Genomic DNA, 22,921 nt, shown 5'->3' with positions numbered 1-22,921 from the left:
AGAGTCATTGAATCTCTATTCTCTGCCAAGCAGGCGGTATATGTCGATTTCTTCTTCATCAGAGCTGATTGCTTTCTGCATCATCCAAACAACAATCGCCACGAGCAGAAGCATATACGCTACAGCCTGTGTGAGCAGCCCAACTGAGAGAATGTCCGAGGCCGGTACTGGAAGCGAAAATGCACCACTTATCTGAAGCGTGCCTAGCCACACAACTGCTCCACCAATCACCGTAGCAAGGAGTGCAATGACTCCCATCTGGATGTGAAGCTTGTTGAAAAACTCTGAAACCGTCTCCTCGTCATTGGGTTCGTAAACTTCTACATCCGGTGGAATCGGATATTCAGAGATACCCCAGTCAATCCACCAATGATCGCCGTTATTGATAACCCCCTTCCTCAAAACACCTAACTCAGTCATTTCGTCAAGGCGACTCCCCACCGTCTTTTTCGACGCACCAAATCGCCCCTGGATCTGTGACAGCGAATAGTATGGACGATTTCCTTGATAGAGTTCTCTGAGGACCGCAATCTGCATTAATTCTCTATTCATATTGTTGTCGAGTTTTTCAGTCAAGAAGTCAGGTGGATCTTCACCCCGTCGTTTCTCGTTTACGAACCCTGACTTCTCCTTCTCGAAATCGGGCTTCTCGTTCACTAAACACCCGTATTCTCGGCGGTTCCAAGTATCTACTGGCTCACAGAAAAACGCGATGCACTCGATGATAGCATCCCAGGCGTTCGAGGTGTCGAACAGTGGTTAGACTCGCTGCCCAAATAATCGGACTGCTCACAGCGCTACTCGTGCTGGTAACGTGGTTAGTCCTCACAAGCAGCCTCCCAATTAGCGTCGGAATCGGAGCTAACGTAATCGCGTTTATCGTGGCGCTGTTGGCGGGGTTCTTAGCGTACGTTACCATCCTCAGGCCGTAGAAGCGTACGCACTAGAACCTCGATTTCAGAGTTGCAAGACGACCGATTCGCCGGCGGATTTAATCGCCCCGCCGTGGTACCAATGCGCATGAGCGACGAGCAACCGAGCGTCGGCGTCGGGCAGACCGTCTACACCGAATCGGGCCGCTCACTCGGCACCGTTCGCGGCTTCGACGAGGACGGCTTCTACGTGACGACCCGCGACGGCATCGAGTCGCTGTCGATCGAACACGAGCGCGCCGGCCACGAGTTCGGCGAGGGCGAACTGATGTGGCGCTGTAGCGACTGCGGCGAGATGGGCGAGATCGACGACGACCTGCCCGTCGAGTGCCCGAACTGCGGCGCCCCGCGCGAACACATCTACTACTGGACCGAGGACTGAAACCGGCACACTGCGGACCGAATCGGAGAGATCCGGGGGCGACCACGCACCGCCCGCGGACCGAACCGTTCTTTTCGCCCACGCGCCATCCCGTGGCATGGACATCGTCGTGTTCGGCGCCGGCGCGCTCGGGAGCCTCGTCGGCGGCGCGCTCGCCCGCGAACACGCGGTCACGCTCGTCGGGCGCAACCCACACGTCGCCCGGATCCGCGACCGCGGCCTCCGGCTCTCCGGCGAACTCGATGCCACGGTCCGCCCGGACGCGGGAACCGACCTCGGGACGGTCGACGCGGACCTCGCGCTCGTCACGGTGAAATCATACGACACGTCCGCGGCGGCCGCCGCGCTCGCCGCCCCCGACGTGGACGTCGACCTCGTCTGCTCGCTCCAGAACGGCCTGACCGAGGAGGAGCTCCGCGCGGAACTGGACGACCGCGTGCTCGCCGGCACCGCGACCTACGGCGCGGAACTCGTCGAGCCCGGTCACGTCCGCTGTACCGGCGTCGGGCGGATCCACGTCGGCGAACTCGACGGCGGCGCGAGCGACCGGGCCGAGCGCGTCGCCGCGGCGTTTCGCGCGGCCGGCCTCGACTGCGAGGCCGACCCCGCGATGGCCCGCCGGCGCTTCGAGAAACTGGCCGTGAACGCCGGCATCAACGCCGTCACCGCGCTGGCCCGCGTTCGAAACGGGGCGCTCGCCGAACCGCCGGCCGGCGATCTCGCCGAACGGGCGGCCCGCGAGACGGCCCGCGCCGCCCGGGCGGAGGGGGTCGACCTCGGGGACGACGACGCCGTCGCGGCGCTCCGTGCGGTCGTCGACGAGACGGCTGCCAACCGCTCCTCGATGTCCCAGGACGTCGACGCCGGCCGGCGGACCGAGGTCGACGCCATCAACGGGGCCGTTCTCGCACGCGGCGACGCCGCCGGCGTGTCGGTGCCGACGAACCGGACGCTCGCCGCGCTCGTGCGTACCTGGGAGGCCGAACGGGACCTGCGACCCGCCGACTCCTCCTGACGCCGGCAGCGGCGAAACGTCTCTCCGAATCGTTTCGCAGTATGGCAGCTTCAGCCGTATGGAACGAACGAGAAAAATCGCTGTATGGTCGGCAGAATCGCTCCGACGACTCCTCGTAGCGTTACTCGACGTAGCCCAGGTCGCGGAGCCGTTCGGTGGCCTCCTCCTCCATGTCGGCGAGCGAGTCGTCGCTGACCTCGCCCTCGGCGGCGTCGGTCCACGCGCCGCCGGCCTCCGACTCGAACGCGCCGAGCGCCGTTTCCGCGGCCTCGACCGCCGCGTCGTCGGGTTCGTCGGCCTCCGGCCGGCTCTCGGATGCGCGCTCGGGCTCGCTTGCGACGTTCCTCGTCTCGCCCGGGTCCTCGTCGAGCCGGTACGCCTCGTCCGGGATCCGGTCGATGCGGACGTACTTCGCCGCGGTGCTCCGGGCCGCGCGCATCCGGCTGTAGAACCGTGAGTCCTCCGGCAGTTCGATGCCGGCCGACGTCGCCTTCTCCTCCAACTGGTTCAGCTCCACGACGGGTCGCGAGTACTCGACGAAGCCGTGGGTCCCGTCGGGCGATGCGGCCTGTCCGGGGTCCGGGTCGCTCGAATCCGCAAACAGGCGGTACGAATCGGAGAGCAGCGAGCGGGTCCGGTCGAGGGGAACCGCCTCCTCGTCGGCGGCGGCCGGCTCGCCGCCATCGACGTCGAGCGCGTCGAGCACGGTGTGATAGCAGTCGAGGAGTTCGACCGTGTCCTCGCGGCGGCCGCCGTCGAGGTCGGGGTGTTTCACCAGCAGCGGGACGTTGACGAGCTGGTCGTAAAGGGCGAACTCGTGGCCGTAGAGGTCGTGCTCGCCGAGGAGTTCGCCGTGGTCCGCACAGACGACGACGGCGGTGTCCTCCCACCGGTCGGTCGCCTTCAGCCAGTCGAACAGCCGGGTGAGCTGGTCGTCGATGTGGGCGATCTCGGCGTCGTACAGGTTCCGGATGTCGACCCACTCGTCGTCGTCGATGTCGCGGGCGCCGGCGTTGTACTCCTTCGAGTTCTGGCAGACGGCGGTCGAATCGACCCCGGGCGCGTACTCGTCGACGTACTCCTGGGGCGGGTGGTACGGCAAGTGGGCGTCCATCAGGTTGATGAACGCGAACCAGTCGTCGTCCGCGGCCGCGGCGTCGTCGACGAACGACTTCGTCCGGTCGATGACGGCCGGCGTCTTGGAGTCGGCTCCCGACCCCGAGGCGAGGTACTCGTGTGCAACGTTGCCGAGCGAGACGAGCTTGTCCGCCAGGGAACGAAGCGTCTCGTTGTCGTTCATCGTCTTCCAGGCCCGCGCGAGCGGCCCCGAGAGGAAGTCGCCCGGCATCACCTCGAAGAAGTTGTCCTGGTCGTCGAAGCCGTCGGTGAGGTGGGTGTAGGGCGTGATCCAGGCGTTCGAGGAGTAGCAGGCGGTCTCGTACCCCGCCGCGGAGAGCGTCTCGGCGAGCGTCGTCGCGCCCTCGAGGTAGGGGTTCTCCTGGTCGGCACCGTGGCGGTGCGGGTACATGCCGGTGAACAGCGAGGCGTGGACCGGGAGCGTCCAGGGTGCGGGCGCGACCGCGTTCTCGAAGACCGTCGCTTCCTCGGCGAAGGCGTCGAGGCCGGGCGTCGTGTCGCGCTCGTACCCGTACGGGCCGAGCCGGTCCTTCCGGACCGTATCGAGGACGACGAAGAGGACGTTCCCCGGCGACTCCTGAGTCATACCCGGCGAAACCGCCCCACGCCGAATACGTCTTCTGGTCTCCGTGAGCCACCGGGACCGAATCCGCCTCCTCGGTCGACACGGGCCCGGAACGGAAGTTTCAGCGGGAGGAATCTCGTCGGGACGGACGACCGTTCGCCGCTCGAGGCAAATTCGATATAGCGAAATGAGATTTACTCCTTCGTTTTCGGGTAGAGCTCGGCCACAGAAGTCCGGTTCCAGAGCGTCGCTACTGCCGGCGTTTGGCAGTTCGACCACGATCGCTCAGCAGGGGCTACGGGGTCGTGAAAATCGAAGAGGAGAACCGCGCGCTAGAACGGGGCCTGGGGGCCTTCGTCGGACTCGCCGTCGTCGCTGGTCTCGCCCGGGAACGACGGGGACGCGCCGCCCGAGTGGCTCATGCCGCCGAGGTCGCCGTCGCCACCGCCGCCCATGCCCGTGTCCGCGTGGACCTTCGTGATCTCGGGAATCTCCTTGGTCATGCGCGACTTGATCGCCTGGATCGTCATCGGGGAGATGCCACAGCCCGAGCACGCGCCGCCGAGCGCGATGTGGATCTCGCCGCTTTCGCGGTCGAGGTGCTGGATGGCCGCGCTGCCGCCGTGCATCTGGATCTGCGGGAAGTTGCGCCGCAGGAAGTTCGTGACCCGCTCGCGCAGGTCGTCGTCGGCGTCCTGAGAGTCTGTGCTCATTACCGAACGGTAGGGAGCACGCCGGTTTATGCCTTGTGCTCGGCGGAGAGATTCCGTTAGTTTCGTGGGTTACCGGCTCCCAGACGGCGGTTCGAGGTCGAACACCCGGTACAGTTCGGACTCGATCTCCTCGACGTACCGCTCAAGGGTTTCCTCGAGTTTCCCGTCATCGACGACGACCGCCGTGAGCCGGTCGGCCGGGTTCTCGGGGAGGTCGACGCGGAACGCCCCCGACTCGGCGTCGTAGAACGGCTCGCTCTCGTTCAGGATCTGCTGGTCGATGCCATGGATCAACTGCGAGTCGTAGCGGTCGTTCATCGTCTCGAACGCGTTCTTGTACGCGCGCTGGAGCTCCGCGAAGTAGTGGACGTACTTGTCCTCGAACTTTTCCGGGTCGAACTCGGCCATTATCGGTCGATTCCGTCGGTGGCGACGTAAGCCCGACGGTCGCGGTCGTAAACTGTATGGCGCGATATCGAATTACTGAACCGGCGCCAACACCGAACTCGGCCCGACCGACGCCGCGTCGGACGTGGCCGTCGGCCGGGGCGTCAGCCCGAATCGTTGGCCGGGTGAGCGGTGTGCCGGCTGCTCCGCGGTCGATCCCAAGCGCTAAGTTGATTAAACGTTCAATTAATGACGGTGTTCGGTCATGAACGGATTAAACGGAAACACGGCTGTCGTGACGGGTGCAGGCTCGGGAATCGGTCGCGCGTCGGCGCGACGCTTCGCCGAGGAGGGGGCGAACGTCGTCGTCGCGGACGTCGTCGAGGAGACGGGGCGCGAGACGGTCGAACTGATCGAGGAGGACGGCGGCGACGCGACCTTCGTTGAGGTCGACGTGGCCGACACCGAGTCCGTCGAGGCGATGGTGGACGTCGCGGTGGACACCTACGGAAGCCTCGAGTTCGCGCACAACAACGCGGGGATCCTCACCGGCTTCGCGGAGGTGACCGACATCGAGGAGGAGCAGTGGGACAAGCTGTTCGACATCAACCTCAAGGGGATCTGGGCGTGCATGAAGGCGGAACTCCCGGTCATGGAGTCCCAGGGGAGCGGCGTCATCGTCAACACGGCCTCGGAGGCCGGCCTGGTCGGCATGGGCGGGCTCGGCAGTTACTCCGCCAGCAAACACGGCGTCGTCGGCCTGACCAAGACGGTCGCGCTCGAGTACGCCTCCCGTGGAATCCGCGTCAACGCGGTCGCCCCCGGGCCGACCGACACGAACATCCAGGCCAACTCGGTGGGCGGCGGCGACCCGCGGTCGCTGCCGTTCGACGTCTCCGCCATGGCCGACGTGCCGATGGGACGCACCGCGGACCCGACGGAGATGGCCGGCGCGGTCGCGTTCCTCTGTTCGTCGGACGCGTCCTACATCACCGGCCACACGCTGCCGGTCGACGGCGGCCAGGCGGCCGACTGAACGACTCGTCGGCACTGCCTTCGGTTCGCGGCCCAGCCGGCGAAGCGGCTCCGGGTCGAACGTTCCACCTACGACGCGTCGGCCGCGTCGCTTCGCAGGTCGGCGATCGTCTCGTCCAGGAGCGACTCGATCCGCTCGACCGACCCGGTCCGGTTCGTCGTCGCTCGCGTGTGGAGTTCGTGAAGAAGCAGCGCGAGCACGTGCTCGGCGGTTTGCTCGGGGTCGTCGACGTCGAACTCGCCCCCCTCGACGCCCGCCTCGAGTATCTCGACGATCGCCCCACGCAGGCGTTCCCGGACGGCAGTCGCTCGCTCCCGATACTCGGGATCCCGGCTTGCCTGGGACCAGAGTTCGATGTGGACCCGGGCAACCGCGGTCTCCATGTCGGCCGGCGGCGTCGCCATGAGCCGTTTCGCCCGCGACTGGGTCGGGTGGCGAACCTGGTCGACCAGGCGGGACAGTCGCTCCTCGGCGTCGGTGATCGGCTCCGCTAGCTGCCGGCTCACGAAGACGTCCGTGAAGCCTTCGAGCATCGAGACCAGCAGGTCGTCCTTGCTGTCGTAGTAGTGGTAGATCAGCGACGGATTCTGGCCGAGCTCCTCCCCGATGTCCGTGAGCGAGAGGTCGGCGTAGCCGTGCTCCGCGAGCGCTCGAAACGCGGCTTCCCTGATCCGTTCCTCCGTGTTCGCGTTCGTGTCCATTCCGTGTCTCTCCTCGTCCGTCGGGCTGGACGTACTCCCTGGTACTCCCTCGCCGGCTTAAAGCTGTGAGAACGGCCGGCGCGTCGCGCCGACCCGTCCGTCGGGCGCTCGTCGGGGCGGAAACGGCGAGGTGACGGTGATCGTGCTGACGGCGATAGCAGCGACGGCCCGCCCGTCACTCGGCGTCGGTCGTCGCGGTGACGCCTCCCGCCGAGGACCGGTTCACGCCGAGCCGCGAGGCGTCCTCGCCGAACTCGTCGGCGAGCAGGTCCGGGACTTCCCCGGGGCGGACGTCCGAGTACCACCGGTTCCGCGGGTGGATGGCGATCGCGGTCCCGTCCTCGCTACACAGCCCGAGACAGCTCGTCTCCGCGACGTGGACGCGCGACCAGAACACACCCCGCTCGCGCAACCACGCTTTCACCGTCTCGTACACCTCCGGGCCGTGCGCGTCCGCACAGCTGGCGTACTCTGAGTCCCGGCCGTTCGTACAGACCAGCACGTGGTCCGTGAACCCGTTCTCGTGGACCTCCTCGGTTCTGTGTCGCATCAGTCCGCCGTGGCGGTCGGGTCCCGTCCGGTCGCCGCCCCGTCCGTCGGCGGGTCGCCCGCCGGTGCGAACTGCGCGTGGGCGGCGGCGAGGGCTGCCCACAGGAGCACCTGCCCGAACGCGAACAGCCCCGTGAGTCCCGCGCGCAGGTCGGCCGGGAGCGCGCCCTGAACGGCGTTCGTCGGCGCGAGCACGACGGGGACGGCGAGCAGCGCGAACGGGACCAGCGCGGCGACGGCGGCGATCGCCGGGCCGTTCGAGCCCCGCGCCCGGTCGTACGCGACGCCCGAGAGCAGACAGACCAGCGCGCCGGCGACCATCATCCCGCCGTACAGCAGGAGGCGGGTATCGGCCGGGAGCGACTGCCGTGCGCCCGGAGCGGCCGGCGGGAGCACCAGCCACGGCGCGCCGGAGACGGTGACGAAGCCGGCCGCGCCCAGCACGTAGCTCCTGGTCGCGCCCGTCCCCGGGATCGCGGGCTCGAGGAAGTAGAACGCGATGCCGAAGAACGCCCCGCCGAGCAGGACGCCCCACAGCCCGCCGGAGAGCACGCTGACGGTCTTGTTCACGGCCGTCGAGACGGCGGCGTCGTGGTGGCCCGCCTCGCCGGCGTGGCCGCCGTCGGCCCCGTGCCCGCTCTCCCCGCCGTGTCCGCCAGCGCCTTCGGTCGCTTCCGGCTCGACGACCGCGCCGCTCTCGTCCGTGAGCGCCGCGCCGAACTCGGACGGGACGTGCTCGGTGAACAGGACGTACGAGCCCGCCTCCCCGATTTCGAGGGTGACCGTCGTCCCGCCCGACTCGGCGAACTGGAGGTCGTAGAGCGTCTCCGCGCTCGGCTGGACGCTCCCGCCGTCCCCGACCGCGGCGGCGGCGTCGTGGTCGCCGTAGAGCGTCTCGGCCGTCCCCTCCGTGTCGTGGATGCTCTCCTGTCCGGACTGGGCGCTCCCCAGGACAGCGAGGTGCATCGCCGGGTCGGGCCCCTCCTGGAACGTGTACGTGTAGGTGCCCGGTTCGAGGTGGTACGAGCCGGCCCACTCCCAGGGCGTTCCGCCCTCGCCGTGTGCGTGGTCCCCCTCCCCGGCGGCGTGGTTCATCTCGTCGGCGTAGACGACGAGCGGGTTCGCGGCCAGCGCCATGAACAGGCCGAAGACGATCCCGGCGACCAGCCCCGCCTTCACACCGCGGGTCAGGTAGTCCGTGAACATCTCAGTGACAGGTGATCCCGGCGGCGTGCCTGAGGTTGTGCATCGAGTCGTGAACGAGCGGCTCCTGGACGAACAGCAGGAGGAACCCGACCGCGGCGACGAAGCCCAGCACGGCCGTGAGCTGGACGGGCGAGAGTTCGATCCGGGCTCGTTCGATCCTGTCGTGGACCGTGTCGTTTGCGACGGACATAAGCTACGCTTGCAAAAGAACTAATATAGTTGTATAACTTTCGGTGAGTACGCTTCGGCCCAATGATACTCTTCATCACGTCCGTGGACACGGAGCTTCTCACGGCACAGCAGGCCCTGGAACGGCTACCGAGCGATTTCCCGCCGGTCCGGATGGCGGGGACGGACCACCTCCAGTCGCGGGCGGAACTCGAGGCGTTCCTGGACGACCTCGGGACGGAGCCCGGGGCCATCGTCGTCCGGGTTCTGGGCGGGAAACAGTACTTCGAGACCGGGCTGGACGTCCTCTCGGAGCTGGCCCGGGACCGGAACGTCCCGCTGCTCGTGCTCCCGGGAACCCGGGAGATGGATCCCGAACTGACGGCGCTGAGCACCGCCACCCCGGCCGAGACGGGGACCGTCTTCGAGTACTTCAGCCACGGCGGCGTCCCCAACTTCGAGAACCTGTTCCGGTATCTCGCCGCGCGCTATCTCGTCGCCGACTACGAGTACGACGACCCGGAGGAGCTGCCCTGGCACGGGCTCTATCACCCGGATCTCGACGACGCGACGCGGGACCTGGACGCGTTCCGGAACCGGACGTTCGGCTCGGACCGCCCCGTGATGGCCATCCTCTTCTATCGCGCCAACTGGATCAGCGGGAACCTGGACGCGGTCGACGCCCTGATCGAGCGGGCGCGGGCCGAGGGCTACGACCCGCTCCCGATCTTCTGTTACTCGATGCGGAACCGGGACGACTCCGCCTCGGCGTCGGCTCCCGCGGTGGTCGACGAGTACCTGACCGACGACGAGGGCACCGTGCCGGACGTGATACTCACCACCCTCAGCTATCACATGGGCTCGTTACGGCGCAACGAGCGGGGCACCACGAAAGACGCCGGCTCGAACGACTTTCTCGCCGACCTGGACGTCCCCGTCGTCCAGGGGATGAACTCCTCCGAGACCGTCGAGGAGTGGGAGGCGAACGAGGAGGGACTGCCGCCGCGTGACACGGCGAACAAGGTCGCGATGCCGGAGTTCGACGGCCGAATAACCGGCAACGCCTCGTCGTTCCGTGAACCCGTCGAACTCGACGACGCCGTCACGGGCCCGGTCTATCGACAGCATCCCGTTCCCGACCGGACTGGGTCGACCGTCGACGTCGCCGACCGGTACGCGCGGCTGGGGCGGCTGGACAACGAGGAGAAGAAGGTCGCCGTCCTGCTCACCAACTTCCCGACGAGCAACGCGCGGGTCGGCAACGCCGTCGGGCTGGACACGCCCGCGTCGGTCATCAACGTGCTCGAACGGTTGCGGGATGCCGGCTACCGGACCGGCGAGATCCCGGAGGACGGCGACGCCCTGATGGAGACGCTGATCGACCGGGGCGGGTACGACGAGCAGTTCCTCACGCGCGAGCAGATGCGGGAGGCCCCGGGCCGGATCCACGAGGACGAGTACGGGGAGTGGTTCGAGACGTTCCCCGACGAGGTTCGGGCGGAGATGCGGGACGAGTGGGACGACCCGCCGGGCGACGTCTACCGGGACGACGAGCACGTCTACCTCGCCGGCGTCCGGTTCGAGAACGTGTTCGTTGGGATCCAGCCGCCCCGGGGGTTCGGCGAGAACCCCATCGCGGTGTATCACAGCCCCGACCTCGTCCCGACCCACCACTACGCCGGCTTCTACCGCTGGCTCTCGAACGGGTTCGGCGCCGACGCCATCGTCCACGCGGGGAAACACGGGACCCTCGAGTGGCTCCCCGGCAAGGCCGTCGCCCTCTCGGAGTCGTGTTACCCGGAGGTCGCCAACCCCGACCTGCCCGTCTTCTACCCGTTCATCATGAACGACCCGGGCGAGGGCTCACAGGCCAAGCGGCGGCTCCACTCGACCGTCATCGACCACCTCGTGCCGCCGATGACGACCGCGGACACGTACGGCGACCTCGACCACCTGCAGACGCTGCTCGACGAGTACCAGCAGGCCGAGGAGATGGACCCGAAGAAGCTCCCGCAGATCCGCAACGAGATCTGGGAACTCGTCCTCGAGAACGACCTCGACGAGGACCTCCAGGTCAACGAGCAGCCGGACGATTTCGGGGCGTTCACCGAGGAGATCGACGGCTACCTCTGTGAGATCGGCGCCCTGCAGATCCGCGGCGGCCTCCACGTCCTCGGCGAGCCGCCGACCGACGAGAAGCTCGTCCACTTTCTCACCTCGCTGCTCCGGCTCGACACCGAGCACGTCCAGGGCATCCGGCGGGCGATCGCCGACGAGTACGGCATCGACTACGACGCGGTGACGGCGGATCCAGGAAAACCGTACGACGGGTCGAGGCCGGCGTTCCTCGCGCACGTCGACGCCGACGGGGTTCGGACGAGGGGCGACGTCGAGGAGGCCATCGAGTCGTTCGCCCGGGCGCTCGTCTCGCCGCTCGTGGAGGGCCGCTCGGCGGCGGACGCCCGCGAGACGTTCGGCATCGACGCGGACTCCCCGATCCAGGACGTCCTCACCTACGTCGAGGACGACCTGCTCCCGGCGATCAGGCGCACGACCGACGAGACCGACAACCTCCTCCGGGGGCTCGACGGCGACTTCGTCCCGCCGGGCCCGAGCGGCGCGCCCACGCGGGGGATGCCGGAACTGCTGCCGACGGGGCGGAACTTCTACTCGGTCGACATCCGGGCCGTCCCGTCGCCGTACGCCTGGGAGGTCGGCACGGACCTCGCCGACTCGCTGCTGGCGACCCACCGGGAGGACGAGGGCGAGTACCCCGAGTCCATCGGCATCGTCGTCTGGGGCACCTCGAACATGCGCACGAAGGGCGACGACGTCGCGGAGATCCTCTCGCTGCTCGGGGTCGAACCGGTGTGGAACGACGAGAATCGCCGCGTCGAGGGGCTGAACGTGATTCCACTCGAGGAGCTCGGGCGGCCGCGCATCGACGTCACCGTCCGCATCAGCGGCTTCTTCCGGGACGCGTTCCCGCACGTCGTCGACCTGCTCGACGAGGCAGTGAACACGGTCGCCGACCTGGACGAGCCGCCCGAGCGGAACTACGTCCGGAAACACGCGGAACGCGACCGGACGAACTACGAGGCGGAGGGGATGGACCCCGAGGAGGCCGAGCGGCGGTCGCGCTACCGCGTGTTCGGCAGCAAGCCGGGGACCTACGGCGCGGGCATCCTGCCGGCGATCAACCAGCGCAACTGGGAGACGGACGAGGACCTCGCGGGCGTCTACCTGAACTGGGGCGGCTACGCCTACACAGACGACGAGTACGGCTCCGAGGCCATCGACGTGTTCAAAGAGCGGCTCTCGAACGTCCAGGTCGCGGTCCAGAACCAGGACAACCGCGAGCACGACGTCTTCGATTCCGACGACTACCTCCAGTTCCATGGCGGCATGGTCGCCACCGTCCGGGCGCTCACCGGGGAGAACCCGTCGGCGATGTTCGGCGACAGCTCCGAGCCCGAGGACGTCGAGGTCCGGCACCTCGACGACGAGGCCCGGCGCGTGTTCCGCTCCCGCGTGGTCAATCCCAAGTGGGTGGAGTCGATGCACGAGCACGGCTACAAGGGCGCACTGGAGATGGCCGCGACCGTCGACTTCCTGTTCGGCTACGACGCGACGGCGGAGGTCGTCGACGACTGGATGTACGCCGACGTCTCCGAGACGTACCTCCTGGACGAGGAGAACCGCGAGTTCCTCGAGGAGCACAACCCGTGGGCGATCAGGTCGATGAGCGAGCGCCTGCTGGAGGCGATGGACCGCGACATGTGGGCGGAGCCGGACGAGGAGTTGCGGGCGAAACTGGAGCGACTGTACCTCGAAAACGAGGGAATGCTGGAGGGAAGAGGCGAATGACCGACTCGACGTACTTCCCGTTCTCGGCGGTCGTCGGGCAGGCGGACATGAAGGACGCGCTGCTGTGTAACGCCGTCCAGCCGGACGTCGGCGGGGTGTTGATCTCGGGCACCCGCGGGACGGCGAAGTCGACGGCCGTGCGCAGCCTGGCGCACCTGCTCCCCCGGATCCGGTCGGTGGCCGACTGCCCGTACAACTGCTCGCCCGACGACCCCGAGTTACAGTGCGAGCGCTGCGCGGGGCGGGACTTCGCTGACCGCCCCGACCTCGTCGAGGAGATCCGGACGCCGTTCGTCGACCTGCCGATCGGGGCCACTGAGGACCGCGTGCTCGGGACGATCGACATCGAGACCGCGATCAAGGAGGGGGAGCGCTCGTTCGAGCCGGGGCTGCTCGCCCGCGCGAACCGCGGCATCCTCTACGTCGACGAGGTGAACCTGCTCGGGGACCACCTGATCGACGTGCTCCTCGACGCCGTCGCGTCGGGGACCAACCGCGTCGAGCGGGAAGGGGTCTCGGTCGAGCACCCGGCGAACGTGCTCCTCGTCGGGACGATGAACCCGGAGGAGGGCGAACTGCGCCCGCAACTGCTCGACCGGTTCGGGCTGTCCGTGGACATGGACCGCGGGATGGACGCCGAGGACCGCAAGGCCGTGGTCCGTCGCCGGACCCGGTACGACGCCGAGCCGGACCGGATGCTCGCGGACTGGCGGGAGCGGGAGGCTGACCACGCCGAGCGCATCGAGACGGCGCGGGGGCTCGTCGACGACGTGACCCTCGGCGACGAACAGCTCGACCGCATCGTCGGGCTGTGTCTCGACCACGACGTCGACGGGCTGCGGGCCGACATCGTCACCCACCGGACGGCCACCGCGCTGGCGGCGCTCGACGGGGCGCGGACGGTCAGGGACGAGCACGTCGAGCGCGCGGCCGAACTCGCGCTCGGGCACCGCGCGGGGTCGCGGTCCTCGCGGACCCCCGGCGGCCCCGACCCGTCCGACGACGGCGAGTCGGACGACGAACGGTCCCCGGACTCCCCCGACAAGCCGTCTCCCGACGACCTCCCGGACGTCGACCCCCCGAGTTCCGCGTCGGACGGGGGGGCGGACGGCGGCGACGACGCCGCCGGGCCCGACGACGGCGGTGGAGACGGCACCGACGATGACGAGGCGACCGCCGACACTGGCGGGGATGCTGCTGGTGACGACACCGACGCGGCCGGCGGCAGCAGCACGGACGAGGACGGCGAAGGGGACGGGTCCTCGGGCGACGAGGTGTTCCCGATCTCCGGGGGGATCGAGCCCCCGGACCCGGAGCCGGACGCGCGGGTCGACCTCCCCGACCCCGCCGGACAGGGCGGCCGGACGCGGACGGTCGCGGACGACGGGCGGGGCGCGTACCACCGCGCTCGCCGGCCCAGAGGGAAGGCGGGCGACGTCGCGCTCGACGCGACCCTCCGGGCGGCCGCGCCCCACCAGGCCGCGCGGCAGTCGTCCGACGACGGGGGGACGGCCGTGTCCCTCCGGGCGTCAGACCTGCGCGAGAAGGAGCGACTGGGGCGCGTCCGGAACCTCGTCGTGTTCGTGGTCGACGCCAGCGGATCGATGGGGGCCTACCGGCGGATGTCGGCGGTCAAGGGGGCGGTCCTGTCGCTGCTGGAGGACGCCTACCAGAACCGGGACGCCGTGAGCCTGGTCGGGTTTCGGGAGGACGGGGCCGAGACCCTGCTCTCGCCGACCGCGAGCGTGAGCCGTGCGGCGCGCGAACTGGCCGACATGCCGACGGGCGGCCGGACCCCGCTGGCGGCGGGGCTCGAACGCGGCCACCGGCTGGTCGAGCGCGAGCGGCGGACGAACGACGCGCTGGCCCCGCTACTCGTTCTCGTCACCGACGGCCGACCGACCGGCCCCGGGGGGTCGGCGTCGCCGGTCGAGGACGCCATGGCGCGGGCGACGCGGATCGGCGACGACCGGGTGCCGGCGATCTGTTTCGACACCGAAACCGGCCCGGTCCGGATGGGGCTCGTCGGGGAGATCGCCGACCGGATGGGGGCGAGCTACCACCGGCTCGACGACCTCGAGTCGGCCGGAATCTCCGAGACCGTGCGGGACGTGTTCGACCGCCCGAACCGGCCCGCGGGATAGACGGTCCCCGGCGACTCGGTGGCGACACTCGCATCCGAGAGCCTCGCTTGCTGCTAGTCGCCCGGCGGTCGCGTCCACCAACGCAATACTTATTTTACTAATGCAAGCGCATTTGAACCGTATGGCGCGGGTCCCGCGAACGGCCGGGTGGTGGCTCGGATGACGGCGCCGGAGCCCGCTCCCCGTCAGTTCGCCACCGAACCGGAAGAGGAGTCGCCCGAGCGCCCGGTTTCGGCGTTCGGGATCGGTCCAGGAAACCCGTCCTACCTGCATCCCCGGGCGAGATCGATCCTCGAGAGCGCCGACGTCCTCGTCGGCTTCGAGACCGTGCTCGACCGCGTCCGGCACCTGACCGACGCCGACGTCCTCTCGTGTACGTACGACACCGAGGCGGACCGGCTTGCCGCCTTCGCCGACCGCGTCGAGGACGGGGAGGCCGGCGCGGCCGCGCTCATGGGCGACCCGAACGTTTCGGGCTACGCGTTCCTCGGGAAGGTCGAACGGGCGGTCGACCGACCGGTTCGGGTGACACCCGGCGTCTCGTCGGTCCAGGTGGCCGCGAGCAGGTCGCGGACGCCGTTCGAGTCCTCGACCGTCGTGACCCTGCACGCGCGGGGCGACCTCGACGGGGCGTTCGACCGTCTCGTCCGGGAGGCGGGCGACCGAAACCTGCTGCTCCTCCCGCGCCCGTTCGATTACATGCCAGAGCGGATCGCGTCCGTGCTCGTCGGCCGGGGCGTCGACGGCTCGCTCCCGGTCCACGTCCACGAGCGCCTGACGTTCGAGGACGAGGCGTGTACGCGGACGACGCTCGCGGAACTGGCCGCGACCGACTCCACCGCCGACGGTGACGGCGACTCGGCGTTCTGTGACCTGTCGGTCGTGGTCGTGCGGGGGCGGCGATGAACGGGCTCGTCGTCGCGGGCACCGCGTCGGGCGTCGGCAAGACCGTGGCGACCCTCGCGGCCATCAGGGCGTTCGAGGACGCGGGCCACTCGGTCCAGCCCGCCAAGGCCGGGCCGGACTTCATCGACCCAAGCCACCACGCCGCCATCGCGGGGCGGCCGTCCCGGACGCTGGACGTCTGGCTGGAGGGCGTCGCGGGCACCCGCCGGAACTACTATCGGGGCGACGGCGAGGTGTGTCTCGTCGAGGGCGTCATGGGACTGTACGACGGCGACGCGTCGAGCACGGCGACGGTGGCCGAGGCGCTCGACCTGCCGGTCGTGCTCGTGGTCGACGCGAGCGCCGGGATGGAGAGCGTCGCCGCGACGGCGCTCGGCTTTCGATCCTACGCCGAGCGGACCGGTCGAGACGTCGACGTCGCGGGGATCATCGCGGCGCGGGCCCACGGCGGGCGACACGAGCGGGGGATCCGCGAGGCGCTCCCCGACGGGCTGGCGTACTTCGGTCGGATCCCCCCGGCCGAGGGGCTGGAGATTCCGGACCGCCACCTCGGGCTCCACATGGGCGCGGAACATCCGGTCGACGAGGACGCGCTGGCGGACGCCGCCGCCCACCTCGACGTCGGCGCGCTCGCCGCGCTCGCGCGGGAGCCGCCGCGGCCCGATCCCCGCGAACCGCCGTCCCGGACCGGCCGCCGGGTCGCGGTCGCCCGGGACGACGCGTTCCGGTTCAGCTACCCAGCGACGGTCGAGCGGCTCCGCGACCGCGCCGAGGTCGTGACGTTCGCCCCGACGGCCGACGCGGAGCTTCCCGACTGCGACGGCGTCTACCTGCCGGGCGGCTACCCGGAACTCCACGCCGACGCGCTCGCCGCGAGCCCGGCGCTCCGCTCGCTGCACGACCGGGCGGCCGAGGGCCTGCCGGTGTACGGCGAGTGCGGCGGCCTGATGGCGCTCGCCGAGTCGCTGACGACGGCCGGGGGCGACACCCACGGGATGGCCGGGGTGCTCCCGGTCGAGGTCACGATGCACGACCGGTACCGGGCGCTCGACCACGTCACGCTGGAGGCGACGACCGACACGCTCACCGCGGCGCGCGGCGACCGGATCCGGGGCCACGAGTTCCACTACTCCAGCGCCGACGTCGCGCGGGACGCCTCGTTCGCGTTCGACGTCCGCCGCGGAACCGGCATCGACGGCGAGCACGACGGGGTGACCGAGTACGCGACCCTCGGAACGTACAGCCACGTCCACGCCGAGAGCGGCGCGTTCGACGACTTCCTCGACTCACTCGACAACCAACCATGACCGACACGAACGACGCTCCGACCGATCCGGACCAGGTTCGCAAACGCACACCAGGCGGCGGCGTGAAACCAGGCGCTCATCCCATCGAGCCGGGCGCCCCGCCCGAGTTCGGGCTGACGCAGGCCTGGTGGGGCGACGGCAAAGGCAAGACGACCGCCGCCATGGGGATGGGCTTTCGCGCGGCCGGTCACGGCTACCGGGTCCACATGCTCCAGTTCATGAAGGGCGGCGCCGACAGCGTCGAGGCCGTCCGCGGCGAGTACAACGCCATCGAGGCGATGCCCGGCTTCTCCTACGAGAACCTCGGCCACTACGGCTGGCACGGGATGCGGGACGGCTCCGAGGAGGACTCCCACCGGACCGAGGCCCGGGCCGGCTACGAGCGCGCCCGGGAGCTCCTGCGGGCGGCCGGCGACGCCGACCTGACCGAGCCGCTTCCCCCGGATGGAGAGCCGGAGGCCGGGGTGCATCTGCTCGTCCTCGACGAGATCCTGTACGCCGCCGACCACGGCCTCGTCGACGAGGCGGAGGTCGTGACGCTGGTCGAGGAGAAGCCCGACCACCTCGAACTCGTCATGACCGGGAGCCACAACCGGCCCGAGTACCTCCTTGATCACGCCGACCTCGTCACCAACGTGCGCAAGGAGAAGCACCCCATCGACGCGGGCCAGCGGGCCCGGAAGGGAACCGAGTTCTGACCGGCCGGCGCGCTCGTCGGTGCGCGCGAGTTCGTCGGCGACGCTCGTGGGGACGAATTTTGGAGAGAGTTCGGAGGGCGTTCGGTGACAACCCGAACGGAGTCCGGTCGCAGTGCCGTCGGAACTCGGAAATTCCTCTTGTGTGGCTTCGCCGACGACGTGAGTGGAACATGACCCCGGACGACACCACTCCCGACGCGACGACGACCGGACGGACCGACCTCACGCGCCGACGCGTCGTCGGCGCGGGTGCCACGCTCGCGGCGGTCGGACTGGCCGGCTGTGCGGGCGGCGAGGCCGACACGCCGTCCCCGACCGACGAGCCGGTGGACACCCCGACGGACGCGCCCACCGAGGAGCCGACCGACACGCCCGTGCCCACGAACCCCGACGTCCCGACCTCAACTACGCGCTCGCGCTCGAACACCTGGAGAACGCGTTCTACCGCGAGGGCCTCGACACGTTCGCCGACGACGAACTGATGGGGGCGGACGTGCTCTCGAACTTCGGCGAGGCCGTCCGCATGGACGTCCCCGAGCACCTGAAGACGGTGGGCGCACACGATGCGGCCCACGTCGAGGCGATCGCCGCGACCGTCGAGGACCTGGGCGGCGAGCCCGTCGGCGAGGCCGAGTACGACTTCGGCTACGAGACGCCCTCGGAGTTCCTCGCGGTCGCCAAGGCGCTGGAGAACACCGGCGTCGCGGCCTACGCCGGGGCCGCCGGGACCGTCTCGAACGACGCCATCTTCTCGGCCGCCATCGGGATCCACAGCGTCGAGGCGCGCCACGCGGCGTTCCTGAACGAGCTGAACGTCAGCTCGCCGTTCCCCGACGGCGTGGACGAGCCGATGATGATGGACGAGGTCACCGAGGTCGCCGGCCAGTTCATCGTCGAGGGGTAACGGGCCCGTCGGCGACCGTTCCCCGCCTCCCGCTTTGGCCCTCGCCGGGACACGCTCGCCGGCTCACACCGCGCCACTCCCCGCGCACCCGTCGGGTTCCGGCGTCGATCGAACCGTGCCAGCGAACTCCACCGTCCCGGCCGCACGGACCGGTCAGACCGTGCCGATCGGCCGACCATGCAGACCGTGCCGACCCCCCCGGCCGGGCAGACCGTGCCGACCGCACCGATCCGACGACCGTACTGACACCACCGACGACCCCGGCCGACGGCAGCACCACAGCCATGACACCTGATCGAACCGGATCGCCGACGCGACAGCGGGGGGGAGCGGCCCGATGAGCGGCTGGTCGACCGTCGCCCTCGCGGCCGCCGGGCTGAACGTGGTGCTGCTCGCCGGGCTCTGTGTCGTGTGGGGGCGGAACTACGTCCGCTTCCGAACGAAACACCCGCTCGGACTGGTGCTGTTCGGGCTGTTACTGCTCGCGGAGAATGCCACCTCGCTGTACTACTATGCGGTCGACCCGACGCTGTCGGCCTGGTACGCGACTGCCGTGCCGCCGGTCGTGTGGCGGGCCACGATGGCGGTCCACGTGGTCGAGACGCTGGCGGTCGGCTTTCTCGTCTGGATCACGGCGGACTGATCGCCCCGCCGCTCGAATCGTGAAAACCGCCGGGCGACGCGGCGGTCAGAACGTCGTCCAGGCGGTCGCGGCCCGCGAGCGGTCCCGGACGCGAAGCTCGCGGGAGCCGTCGTTCTCGCGCGTGTTGACGACCGTGTCGAACGGCTCGTACATCGTGTGGAGCGTCTGTTCGTCGTGCATCGTCGAGCCGAGGACCGCGACGGTCGACCATCCCTCGCTCTCGGCCTGTTTGGTGAGCACGCGGACGAACTGGTAGACGTCCTCGGGGTCGAGATACATCAGCAGCTCCGAGAGCGAGTGGATGCCGACGCCGACCGGCGGCTCGTACTCCCGGTACTCCTCGAAGAGGTCGGTGAACTTCATCCCGATCTCGGTGACGTTCTTGGGCGAGGAGACGTACCGCGTGCGGTCGGCCGGCTGCGTGTTCACGCCGCGCTGCTTGGAGACGCAGTCCACGACGCCGACGGCTGCCGGGTCGAGGTCGCCGATCTCGGCGAAGTCCGCGCGGACGTCCTCGGCGGTGTCGCCCGTCGAGATGACGATCCCTTGATCGATCGACGACCCGAGCAGTCGGAACAGCAGGTCGTACTTCCCCGTCATCGGAGGGCCGGCGATGAGGAGGCTCTCCCCCTGGCCGGGGGAATCGACGGAAAGCGGGGAATCCTCCACCATGTCCCGGAGGTGGCGGCGGACGCTCAAAACCTTTGTCCACACCCCGTTCATCGACCTCTCGGGTACATCGCGGGTCACTCCCCCCGGTCCCCGTCGTCGCCGTCCGACCGCCGTCCGAGGAACCGGGGATACTGGAGCGCTTCGAGGTCCTCGCCCCCCTCGAGGAGGTCGGCCCGGGCGAGGTTCGACGGAAGCTCCCCGGCCGGACCGCGCTCGGTCGCCGGGTGGGGGACGCCGCTCTCGTCCGCCGAGAGGCGCGCGACCGCCCCCTCCCCCTCGGTCACGAGCCGCCGCCAGACGTCGTCCTTCGCCGGAACTTTGCCTTGTAATGCTAGCGCCTTCTGTGTACCCTCTCTGTAGGCGAGTTCGATGAGACTGCGATCGTAGGAGCTGTCGAGGACGTCCCGGAGCCGCTCGAACTCCCCGTCGTTCTCGTAGCCGAACGCCGAGGCGACGCCGAGCGCGAACGCCCGGTCGATGGCTTCCGCCTCCGAGAGCGTCTCCCAGTCGGTTCCCAGTCGCTCCTCGTACATCAGCGGGCGTCCGACCGGTCGGTTGCGACGACCAGTCCCCGATCAGTGAACCGGAGGTCGTGGATGTCGGTGTCGACGTCGGCCCCCCGCATCTTCACGACCTGGACGCCGCGTGTCATGCCGTCGTCCTCCATGTAGTTGTGGAAGAAGACGACGCCGTGTGCGAGGTAGTGCTCGTCGGCGTACGCGGACGGATCGGTCATCTCGGAGATGAGGTACGTCGTCGCGTTCGCCCGCTTGAGCGAGGAGAGGAACTGGATCATCGTGTCGTCCGTGTCGTCGATGAAGTAGCGGAGCAGCATCGTCGAGTCGACAACGACCCGGTCGATGTCCCGCGACTCGACGAACGACGTGATGCGGTTGCTGATGGTGTTCGAGTCCCTGCGCTCGCCCGGCATCCCGAAGAAGCGCTTGCCGTCCTGCGAGAAGGCGTCGAGGAACGTTACCTGCCCGGAGTCGAGCGCCTCGGAGAAGCCGAAGTCGTAGCCGCTCATGTCGGCCTCCAGGTCGGCCTCGCTCTCGTGCATGCTGACGAACAGACAGCGGTCGCCCTGCGAGACGCCCTCGGCCAGGAACTGGGAGGAGAACGTCGTTTTGCCGCTGCCGGGGGGACCACAGACGACGTAGAGCCGCCCGGCGGGAAGCCCGCCGTCGACGACCTCGTCGAACCCGCTGACGCCGCTCGATACGCGCATACACCGATGAGCCCCGATGCGCTCAATAAGGGTTCGCCCCCGAATATCACGAAGAATAACCGTGTGATCGGGCCGGAATCGACCCCGACCCGCTGTGAGCGGTTCGAGGTCGGAACTCCCACCGGAAACGCGGGACAGACGACGCCTCCGCCGCACTTCAGGACGATGTCCCCCGCAGTTCAGGACGTCGCCCCCGCCGTCCGGAAGTCCTTCACTGGGAGAGTCGGCACCCGTACCCGGCTCCTCGGTTTCGTTTCCCTCCCTCGTCGCCACCGGCACAGGACGCTTGTACTCTCCCGTCGAACCTGACGGACAGATGACTGGTTCCCCGACGCCACGGCGGCTCTCCCGTCGACGAGGACTCCTGGCCACCATCGCCACGGGTGGCCTCACGAGCCTCGTCGGCTGTGCCTCGAACGGCGGCTCGACGGGTCCGACCGGGCTCGCGACGGCGGCCGAAATCGATTCCCCCCATCCGACCGCCCGCCGGTCGAGGTGCTGCACAACTGGATGTCCGGCCCCGGTCAGCTCGCGAGCGAGTCGTTCACCGCGTCGTTTCGCGACGCCCACCCGGACGTCCCGACGGACGTGCGACCCGTCGCGGACGTGGGCGTCGACGACCGCCTCGGGCGGCGCATCGCGGGCGGCGACCCGCCCGGAGCCGTCGGAACCGTCCCGGGGGGAAACCTGGCACCGTTCGACGGCTCGCTGGCGGCCGTCGACGACGCGTGGACCGGCGATCTGGCGGACGCACATCCGCCGGTCGCCCACGAGACGTGCCGTCGAGACGGCGGCTACCGGGCCGTCCCGGTCGCGGCCTTCCGGGTCGACACCGTGTACTACAGCGTCGACGTCCTCGACGCCGCCGGCGTCGATCCCGCGTCGCTCTCGTCGTCGACGGGTTCCTCGCGGCCGTCGAGACGGTTGCCGCGTCGTCGACCGCCGCGAGGCGGTGTCGGCCACGGCGCGGCTCCTCGCGGCCGTCGCGGACGGCTGATTCGGGCAGCGTCGACGCGTTCGACCGCCGACCGCCGGCTCCCGACCGACGAGCGTGAGCCGTGTCGGCTCCGGTCACGTTCGGCCCGTCGATGAAAATTCTATATCGCGAAATACGATTTATTGGCCACGCGCAGGACCCGCTTCCCGCGCCGCTTCGGACGGCACACGTTCCCCGAAACAACGTCGCAGTCGGCGAAAATCGGATGCCCGCGGCTCGTGCACGCCGAACGTCACAAAACGGACGGCAGCCCGAGCGTACCGCCGACTACTCGGTCTGCGGTTCGACCCAGACGACGAACCGGTCCTCGCCCTTGACGATCCCCCGGACGTCGTCGTCGCCGGCGGTCGTGCCCTCGTCCACCTCGTCTGCGGCCACGTCGCGGACCTGGAACACCTCGTCGACGACCCAGCCGACCGTCCCACCCTCGGACGTCTCGTCGGGGTCGAAGACGATGATCCGCTCGCGCGCGCCGTCCCCGGCGACCCCGAGCAGCGTCTTCGGGTCGATGATGGTCGTCGTCTTCCCGCGCAGGTCCATCACGCCCTCGACGTGGGTCGGCGAGTTCGGGATGGCCGTGAGATCGCCCGCGTCGACTATCTCGTCGATGTAGCCGATGTCCAGACAGTACGTCTCATCGCCGAGACCGAACTCGAGTACCTGCGTCGTCTCTCCCCGGTCGGCGGCGTCGTCGGTCGGGTGCTGACTGCTCGCCATGTCCAATCCCGCCCGTTCGTCGGTCTTAACGGTGTTCCCCGAACTAT

The 22,921-nt window shown here is 69.1% G+C and carries 24 protein-coding genes; 12 read left to right on the top strand and 12 right to left on the bottom strand.

Annotated elements, in window-relative coordinates; all coding sequences use genetic code 11:
* Nucleotides 1-15: 15 nt before the first annotated feature.
* Nucleotides 16-657: a hypothetical protein gene (locus tag RJT50_RS16750; protein WP_313692859.1), complete on the bottom strand. Its 642-nt coding sequence runs from the start codon at nucleotides 655-657 to the stop codon at nucleotides 16-18.
* A gap of 363 nt (nucleotides 658-1,020) precedes the next feature.
* Between RJT50_RS16750 and RJT50_RS16745 the strand changes: the two genes are divergently transcribed.
* Both RJT50_RS16745 and RJT50_RS16740 read left to right on the top strand, forming a co-directional pair.
* The gene (locus tag RJT50_RS16745) at nucleotides 1,021-1,314 is read left to right on the top strand and encodes a DUF7130 family rubredoxin-like protein (protein WP_313692858.1); all 294 of its coding nucleotides are present in this window, start codon (nucleotides 1,021-1,023) and stop codon (nucleotides 1,312-1,314) included.
* 97 nt (nucleotides 1,315-1,411) lie between these two features.
* Nucleotides 1,412-2,329 (top strand): ketopantoate reductase family protein, encoded by a 918-nt coding sequence (locus RJT50_RS16740; protein WP_313692855.1) that lies wholly within the window; start codon nucleotides 1,412-1,414, stop codon nucleotides 2,327-2,329.
* Between the two features lie 121 nt (nucleotides 2,330-2,450).
* On the opposite strand, the gene RJT50_RS16735 is transcribed toward RJT50_RS16740, so the two are convergent.
* The 3 genes from RJT50_RS16735 to RJT50_RS16725 form a co-directional block, all read right to left on the bottom strand.
* Entirely contained in the window at nucleotides 2,451-4,052 is a 1,602-nt protein-coding gene (locus RJT50_RS16735) for a sulfatase (protein WP_313692854.1), read from the bottom strand.
* Nucleotides 4,053-4,363: 311 nt separating this feature from the next.
* Nucleotides 4,364-4,744, bottom strand: coding sequence for a NifU family protein (locus RJT50_RS16730; protein WP_313692853.1), 381 nt, complete (start codon nucleotides 4,742-4,744; stop codon nucleotides 4,364-4,366).
* Nucleotides 4,745-4,813: 69 nt separating this feature from the next.
* Nucleotides 4,814-5,152: a DUF5783 family protein gene (locus tag RJT50_RS16725; protein WP_313692851.1), complete on the bottom strand. Its 339-nt coding sequence runs from the start codon at nucleotides 5,150-5,152 to the stop codon at nucleotides 4,814-4,816.
* A 244-nt stretch (nucleotides 5,153-5,396) separates the two neighbouring features.
* On the opposite strand from RJT50_RS16725, the gene RJT50_RS16720 reads away from it, so the two are divergent.
* On the top strand, nucleotides 5,397-6,167 hold the full coding sequence (locus tag RJT50_RS16720) for an SDR family NAD(P)-dependent oxidoreductase (protein WP_313692850.1): 771 nt from the start codon (nucleotides 5,397-5,399) through the stop codon (nucleotides 6,165-6,167).
* 68 nt (nucleotides 6,168-6,235) lie between these two features.
* Here RJT50_RS16720 and RJT50_RS16715 read toward each other — a convergent pair whose 3' ends face one another.
* The 4 genes from RJT50_RS16715 to RJT50_RS16695 all read right to left on the bottom strand — a co-directional run bounded on the left by RJT50_RS16715 (nucleotide 6,236) and on the right by RJT50_RS16695 (nucleotide 8,813).
* Nucleotides 6,236-6,868: a TetR/AcrR family transcriptional regulator gene (locus RJT50_RS16715; protein ID WP_313692848.1), complete on the bottom strand. Its 633-nt coding sequence runs from the start codon at nucleotides 6,866-6,868 to the stop codon at nucleotides 6,236-6,238.
* Nucleotides 6,869-7,043: 175 nt separating this feature from the next.
* Nucleotides 7,044-7,418: a (2Fe-2S) ferredoxin domain-containing protein gene (locus RJT50_RS16710; protein WP_313692845.1), complete on the bottom strand. Its 375-nt coding sequence runs from the start codon at nucleotides 7,416-7,418 to the stop codon at nucleotides 7,044-7,046.
* Nucleotides 7,418-8,623, bottom strand: a complete 1,206-nt coding sequence (locus RJT50_RS16705; protein WP_425499694.1) for a CbtA family protein — start codon at nucleotides 8,621-8,623, stop codon at nucleotides 7,418-7,420. The genes RJT50_RS16710 and RJT50_RS16705 overlap by 1 nt, the downstream gene beginning before the upstream one ends.
* A 1-nt stretch (nucleotide 8,624) precedes the next feature.
* Nucleotides 8,625-8,813 carry a CbtB domain-containing protein gene (locus RJT50_RS16695; RefSeq protein WP_313692843.1) on the bottom strand — a complete coding sequence of 63 codons (189 nt, stop codon included), beginning with the start codon at nucleotides 8,811-8,813 and terminating at the stop codon, nucleotides 8,625-8,627.
* A 62-nt stretch (nucleotides 8,814-8,875) separates the two neighbouring features.
* On the opposite strand from RJT50_RS16695, the gene cobN reads away from it, so the two are divergent.
* The 8 genes from cobN (at nucleotide 8,876) to RJT50_RS16655 (ending at nucleotide 19,260) form a co-directional block, all read left to right on the top strand.
* Nucleotides 8,876-12,658, top strand: coding sequence for a cobaltochelatase subunit CobN (gene cobN / locus RJT50_RS16690; RefSeq protein WP_313692841.1), 3,783 nt, complete (start codon nucleotides 8,876-8,878; stop codon nucleotides 12,656-12,658).
* On the top strand, nucleotides 12,655-14,802 hold the full coding sequence (locus RJT50_RS16685) for a VWA domain-containing protein (protein ID WP_313692838.1): 2,148 nt from the start codon (nucleotides 12,655-12,657) through the stop codon (nucleotides 14,800-14,802). Before cobN ends, RJT50_RS16685 begins: the two co-directional genes overlap by 4 nt.
* A 159-nt stretch (nucleotides 14,803-14,961) precedes the next feature.
* Entirely contained in the window at nucleotides 14,962-15,708 is a 747-nt protein-coding gene (cbiE, locus tag RJT50_RS16680; RefSeq protein ID WP_313692836.1) for a precorrin-6y C5,15-methyltransferase (decarboxylating) subunit CbiE, read from the top strand.
* Nucleotides 15,705-17,015 (top strand): cobyrinic acid a,c-diamide synthase, encoded by a 1,311-nt coding sequence (locus RJT50_RS16675; RefSeq protein ID WP_313692834.1) that lies wholly within the window; start codon nucleotides 15,705-15,707, stop codon nucleotides 17,013-17,015. The genes cbiE and RJT50_RS16675 overlap by 4 nt, the downstream gene beginning before the upstream one ends.
* Nucleotides 17,012-17,713, top strand: coding sequence for a cob(I)yrinic acid a,c-diamide adenosyltransferase (locus tag RJT50_RS16670; protein WP_313692832.1), 702 nt, complete (start codon nucleotides 17,012-17,014; stop codon nucleotides 17,711-17,713). Before RJT50_RS16675 ends, RJT50_RS16670 begins: the two co-directional genes overlap by 4 nt.
* A 170-nt stretch (nucleotides 17,714-17,883) precedes the next feature.
* Nucleotides 17,884-18,195 carry a hypothetical protein gene (locus RJT50_RS16665; protein ID WP_313696070.1) on the top strand — a complete coding sequence of 104 codons (312 nt, stop codon included), beginning with the start codon at nucleotides 17,884-17,886 and terminating at the stop codon, nucleotides 18,193-18,195.
* Nucleotides 18,141-18,617 carry a ferritin-like domain-containing protein gene (locus RJT50_RS16660; protein WP_313696059.1) on the top strand — a complete coding sequence of 159 codons (477 nt, stop codon included), beginning with the start codon at nucleotides 18,141-18,143 and terminating at the stop codon, nucleotides 18,615-18,617. The genes RJT50_RS16665 and RJT50_RS16660 overlap by 55 nt, the downstream gene beginning before the upstream one ends.
* A 337-nt stretch (nucleotides 18,618-18,954) precedes the next feature.
* Complete coding sequence (locus RJT50_RS16655) at nucleotides 18,955-19,260, top strand: DUF8036 family membrane protein (RefSeq protein ID WP_313692830.1); 306 nt, start codon at nucleotides 18,955-18,957, stop codon at nucleotides 19,258-19,260.
* A 45-nt stretch (nucleotides 19,261-19,305) separates the two neighbouring features.
* Here RJT50_RS16655 and RJT50_RS16650 read toward each other — a convergent pair whose 3' ends face one another.
* The 3 genes from RJT50_RS16650 to RJT50_RS16640 all read right to left on the bottom strand — a co-directional run bounded on the left by RJT50_RS16650 (nucleotide 19,306) and on the right by RJT50_RS16640 (nucleotide 21,160).
* Entirely contained in the window at nucleotides 19,306-19,932 is a 627-nt protein-coding gene (locus RJT50_RS16650) for a DUF7504 family protein (protein WP_313692829.1), read from the bottom strand.
* Nucleotides 19,933-20,006: 74 nt separating this feature from the next.
* The gene (locus RJT50_RS16645) at nucleotides 20,007-20,465 is read right to left on the bottom strand and encodes a DUF8057 family protein (protein WP_313692826.1); all 459 of its coding nucleotides are present in this window, start codon (nucleotides 20,463-20,465) and stop codon (nucleotides 20,007-20,009) included.
* Entirely contained in the window at nucleotides 20,465-21,160 is a 696-nt protein-coding gene (locus tag RJT50_RS16640) for an RAD55 family ATPase (RefSeq protein WP_313692823.1), read from the bottom strand. Before RJT50_RS16640 ends, RJT50_RS16645 begins: the two co-directional genes overlap by 1 nt.
* Nucleotides 21,161-21,670: 510 nt before the next feature.
* Here RJT50_RS16640 and RJT50_RS16635 point away from each other — a divergent pair.
* Nucleotides 21,671-22,252, top strand: coding sequence for a hypothetical protein (locus RJT50_RS16635; protein WP_313692820.1), 582 nt, complete (start codon nucleotides 21,671-21,673; stop codon nucleotides 22,250-22,252).
* Between the two features lie 172 nt (nucleotides 22,253-22,424).
* Here RJT50_RS16635 and RJT50_RS16630 read toward each other — a convergent pair whose 3' ends face one another.
* A complete protein-coding gene (locus RJT50_RS16630; protein WP_313692817.1) occupies nucleotides 22,425-22,874 on the bottom strand; it encodes a chemotaxis protein CheW in 450 nt (149 codons plus the stop codon).
* Nucleotides 22,875-22,921: the final 47 nt, after the last annotated feature.

Origin of the sequence: Halobaculum sp. XH14 (genome assembly GCF_032116555.1) — an archaeon.
In the GTDB taxonomy this organism is placed as follows: Archaea; Halobacteriota; Halobacteria; order Halobacteriales; family Haloferacaceae; genus Halorarum; species Halorarum halobium.
Note: the sequence above shows the minus strand (reverse complement) of the source record. Positions and strands in the feature narration are given on the sequence as shown.

Bases quoted from the DNA above. Each gene is read 5' to 3' on its own strand.
- RJT50_RS16745 (WP_313692858.1), top strand. From the start codon at position 1,021: ATGAGCGACGAGCAACCGAGCGTCGGCGTCGGGCAGACCGTCTACACC.
- RJT50_RS16740 (WP_313692855.1), top strand. From the start codon at position 1,412: ATGGACATCGTCGTGTTCGGCGCCGGCGCGCTCGGGAGCCTCGTCGGC.
- RJT50_RS16735 (WP_313692854.1), bottom strand. From the start codon at position 4,052: ATGACTCAGGAGTCGCCGGGGAACGTCCTCTTCGTCGTCCTCGATACG.
- RJT50_RS16730 (WP_313692853.1), bottom strand. From the start codon at position 4,744: ATGAGCACAGACTCTCAGGACGCCGACGACGACCTGCGCGAGCGGGTC.
- RJT50_RS16725 (WP_313692851.1), bottom strand. From the start codon at position 5,152: ATGGCCGAGTTCGACCCGGAAAAGTTCGAGGACAAGTACGTCCACTAC.
- RJT50_RS16720 (WP_313692850.1), top strand. From the start codon at position 5,397: ATGAACGGATTAAACGGAAACACGGCTGTCGTGACGGGTGCAGGCTCG.
- RJT50_RS16715 (WP_313692848.1), bottom strand. From the start codon at position 6,868: ATGGACACGAACGCGAACACGGAGGAACGGATCAGGGAAGCCGCGTTT.
- RJT50_RS16710 (WP_313692845.1), bottom strand. From the start codon at position 7,418: ATGCGACACAGAACCGAGGAGGTCCACGAGAACGGGTTCACGGACCAC.
- RJT50_RS16705 (WP_425499694.1), bottom strand. From the start codon at position 8,623: ATGTTCACGGACTACCTGACCCGCGGTGTGAAGGCGGGGCTGGTCGCC.
- RJT50_RS16695 (WP_313692843.1), bottom strand. From the start codon at position 8,813: ATGTCCGTCGCAAACGACACGGTCCACGACAGGATCGAACGAGCCCGG.
- cobN (WP_313692841.1), top strand. From the start codon at position 8,876: ATGATACTCTTCATCACGTCCGTGGACACGGAGCTTCTCACGGCACAG.
- RJT50_RS16685 (WP_313692838.1), top strand. From the start codon at position 12,655: ATGACCGACTCGACGTACTTCCCGTTCTCGGCGGTCGTCGGGCAGGCG.
- cbiE (WP_313692836.1), top strand. From the start codon at position 14,962: ATGACGGCGCCGGAGCCCGCTCCCCGTCAGTTCGCCACCGAACCGGAA.
- RJT50_RS16675 (WP_313692834.1), top strand. From the start codon at position 15,705: ATGAACGGGCTCGTCGTCGCGGGCACCGCGTCGGGCGTCGGCAAGACC.
- RJT50_RS16670 (WP_313692832.1), top strand. From the start codon at position 17,012: ATGACCGACACGAACGACGCTCCGACCGATCCGGACCAGGTTCGCAAA.
- RJT50_RS16665 (WP_313696070.1), top strand. From the start codon at position 17,884: ATGACCCCGGACGACACCACTCCCGACGCGACGACGACCGGACGGACC.
- RJT50_RS16655 (WP_313692830.1), top strand. From the start codon at position 18,955: ATGAGCGGCTGGTCGACCGTCGCCCTCGCGGCCGCCGGGCTGAACGTG.
- RJT50_RS16650 (WP_313692829.1), bottom strand. From the start codon at position 19,932: ATGGTGGAGGATTCCCCGCTTTCCGTCGATTCCCCCGGCCAGGGGGAG.
- RJT50_RS16645 (WP_313692826.1), bottom strand. From the start codon at position 20,465: ATGTACGAGGAGCGACTGGGAACCGACTGGGAGACGCTCTCGGAGGCG.
- RJT50_RS16640 (WP_313692823.1), bottom strand. From the start codon at position 21,160: ATGCGCGTATCGAGCGGCGTCAGCGGGTTCGACGAGGTCGTCGACGGC.
- RJT50_RS16635 (WP_313692820.1), top strand. From the start codon at position 21,671: ATGTCCGGCCCCGGTCAGCTCGCGAGCGAGTCGTTCACCGCGTCGTTT.
- RJT50_RS16630 (WP_313692817.1), bottom strand. From the start codon at position 22,874: ATGGCGAGCAGTCAGCACCCGACCGACGACGCCGCCGACCGGGGAGAG.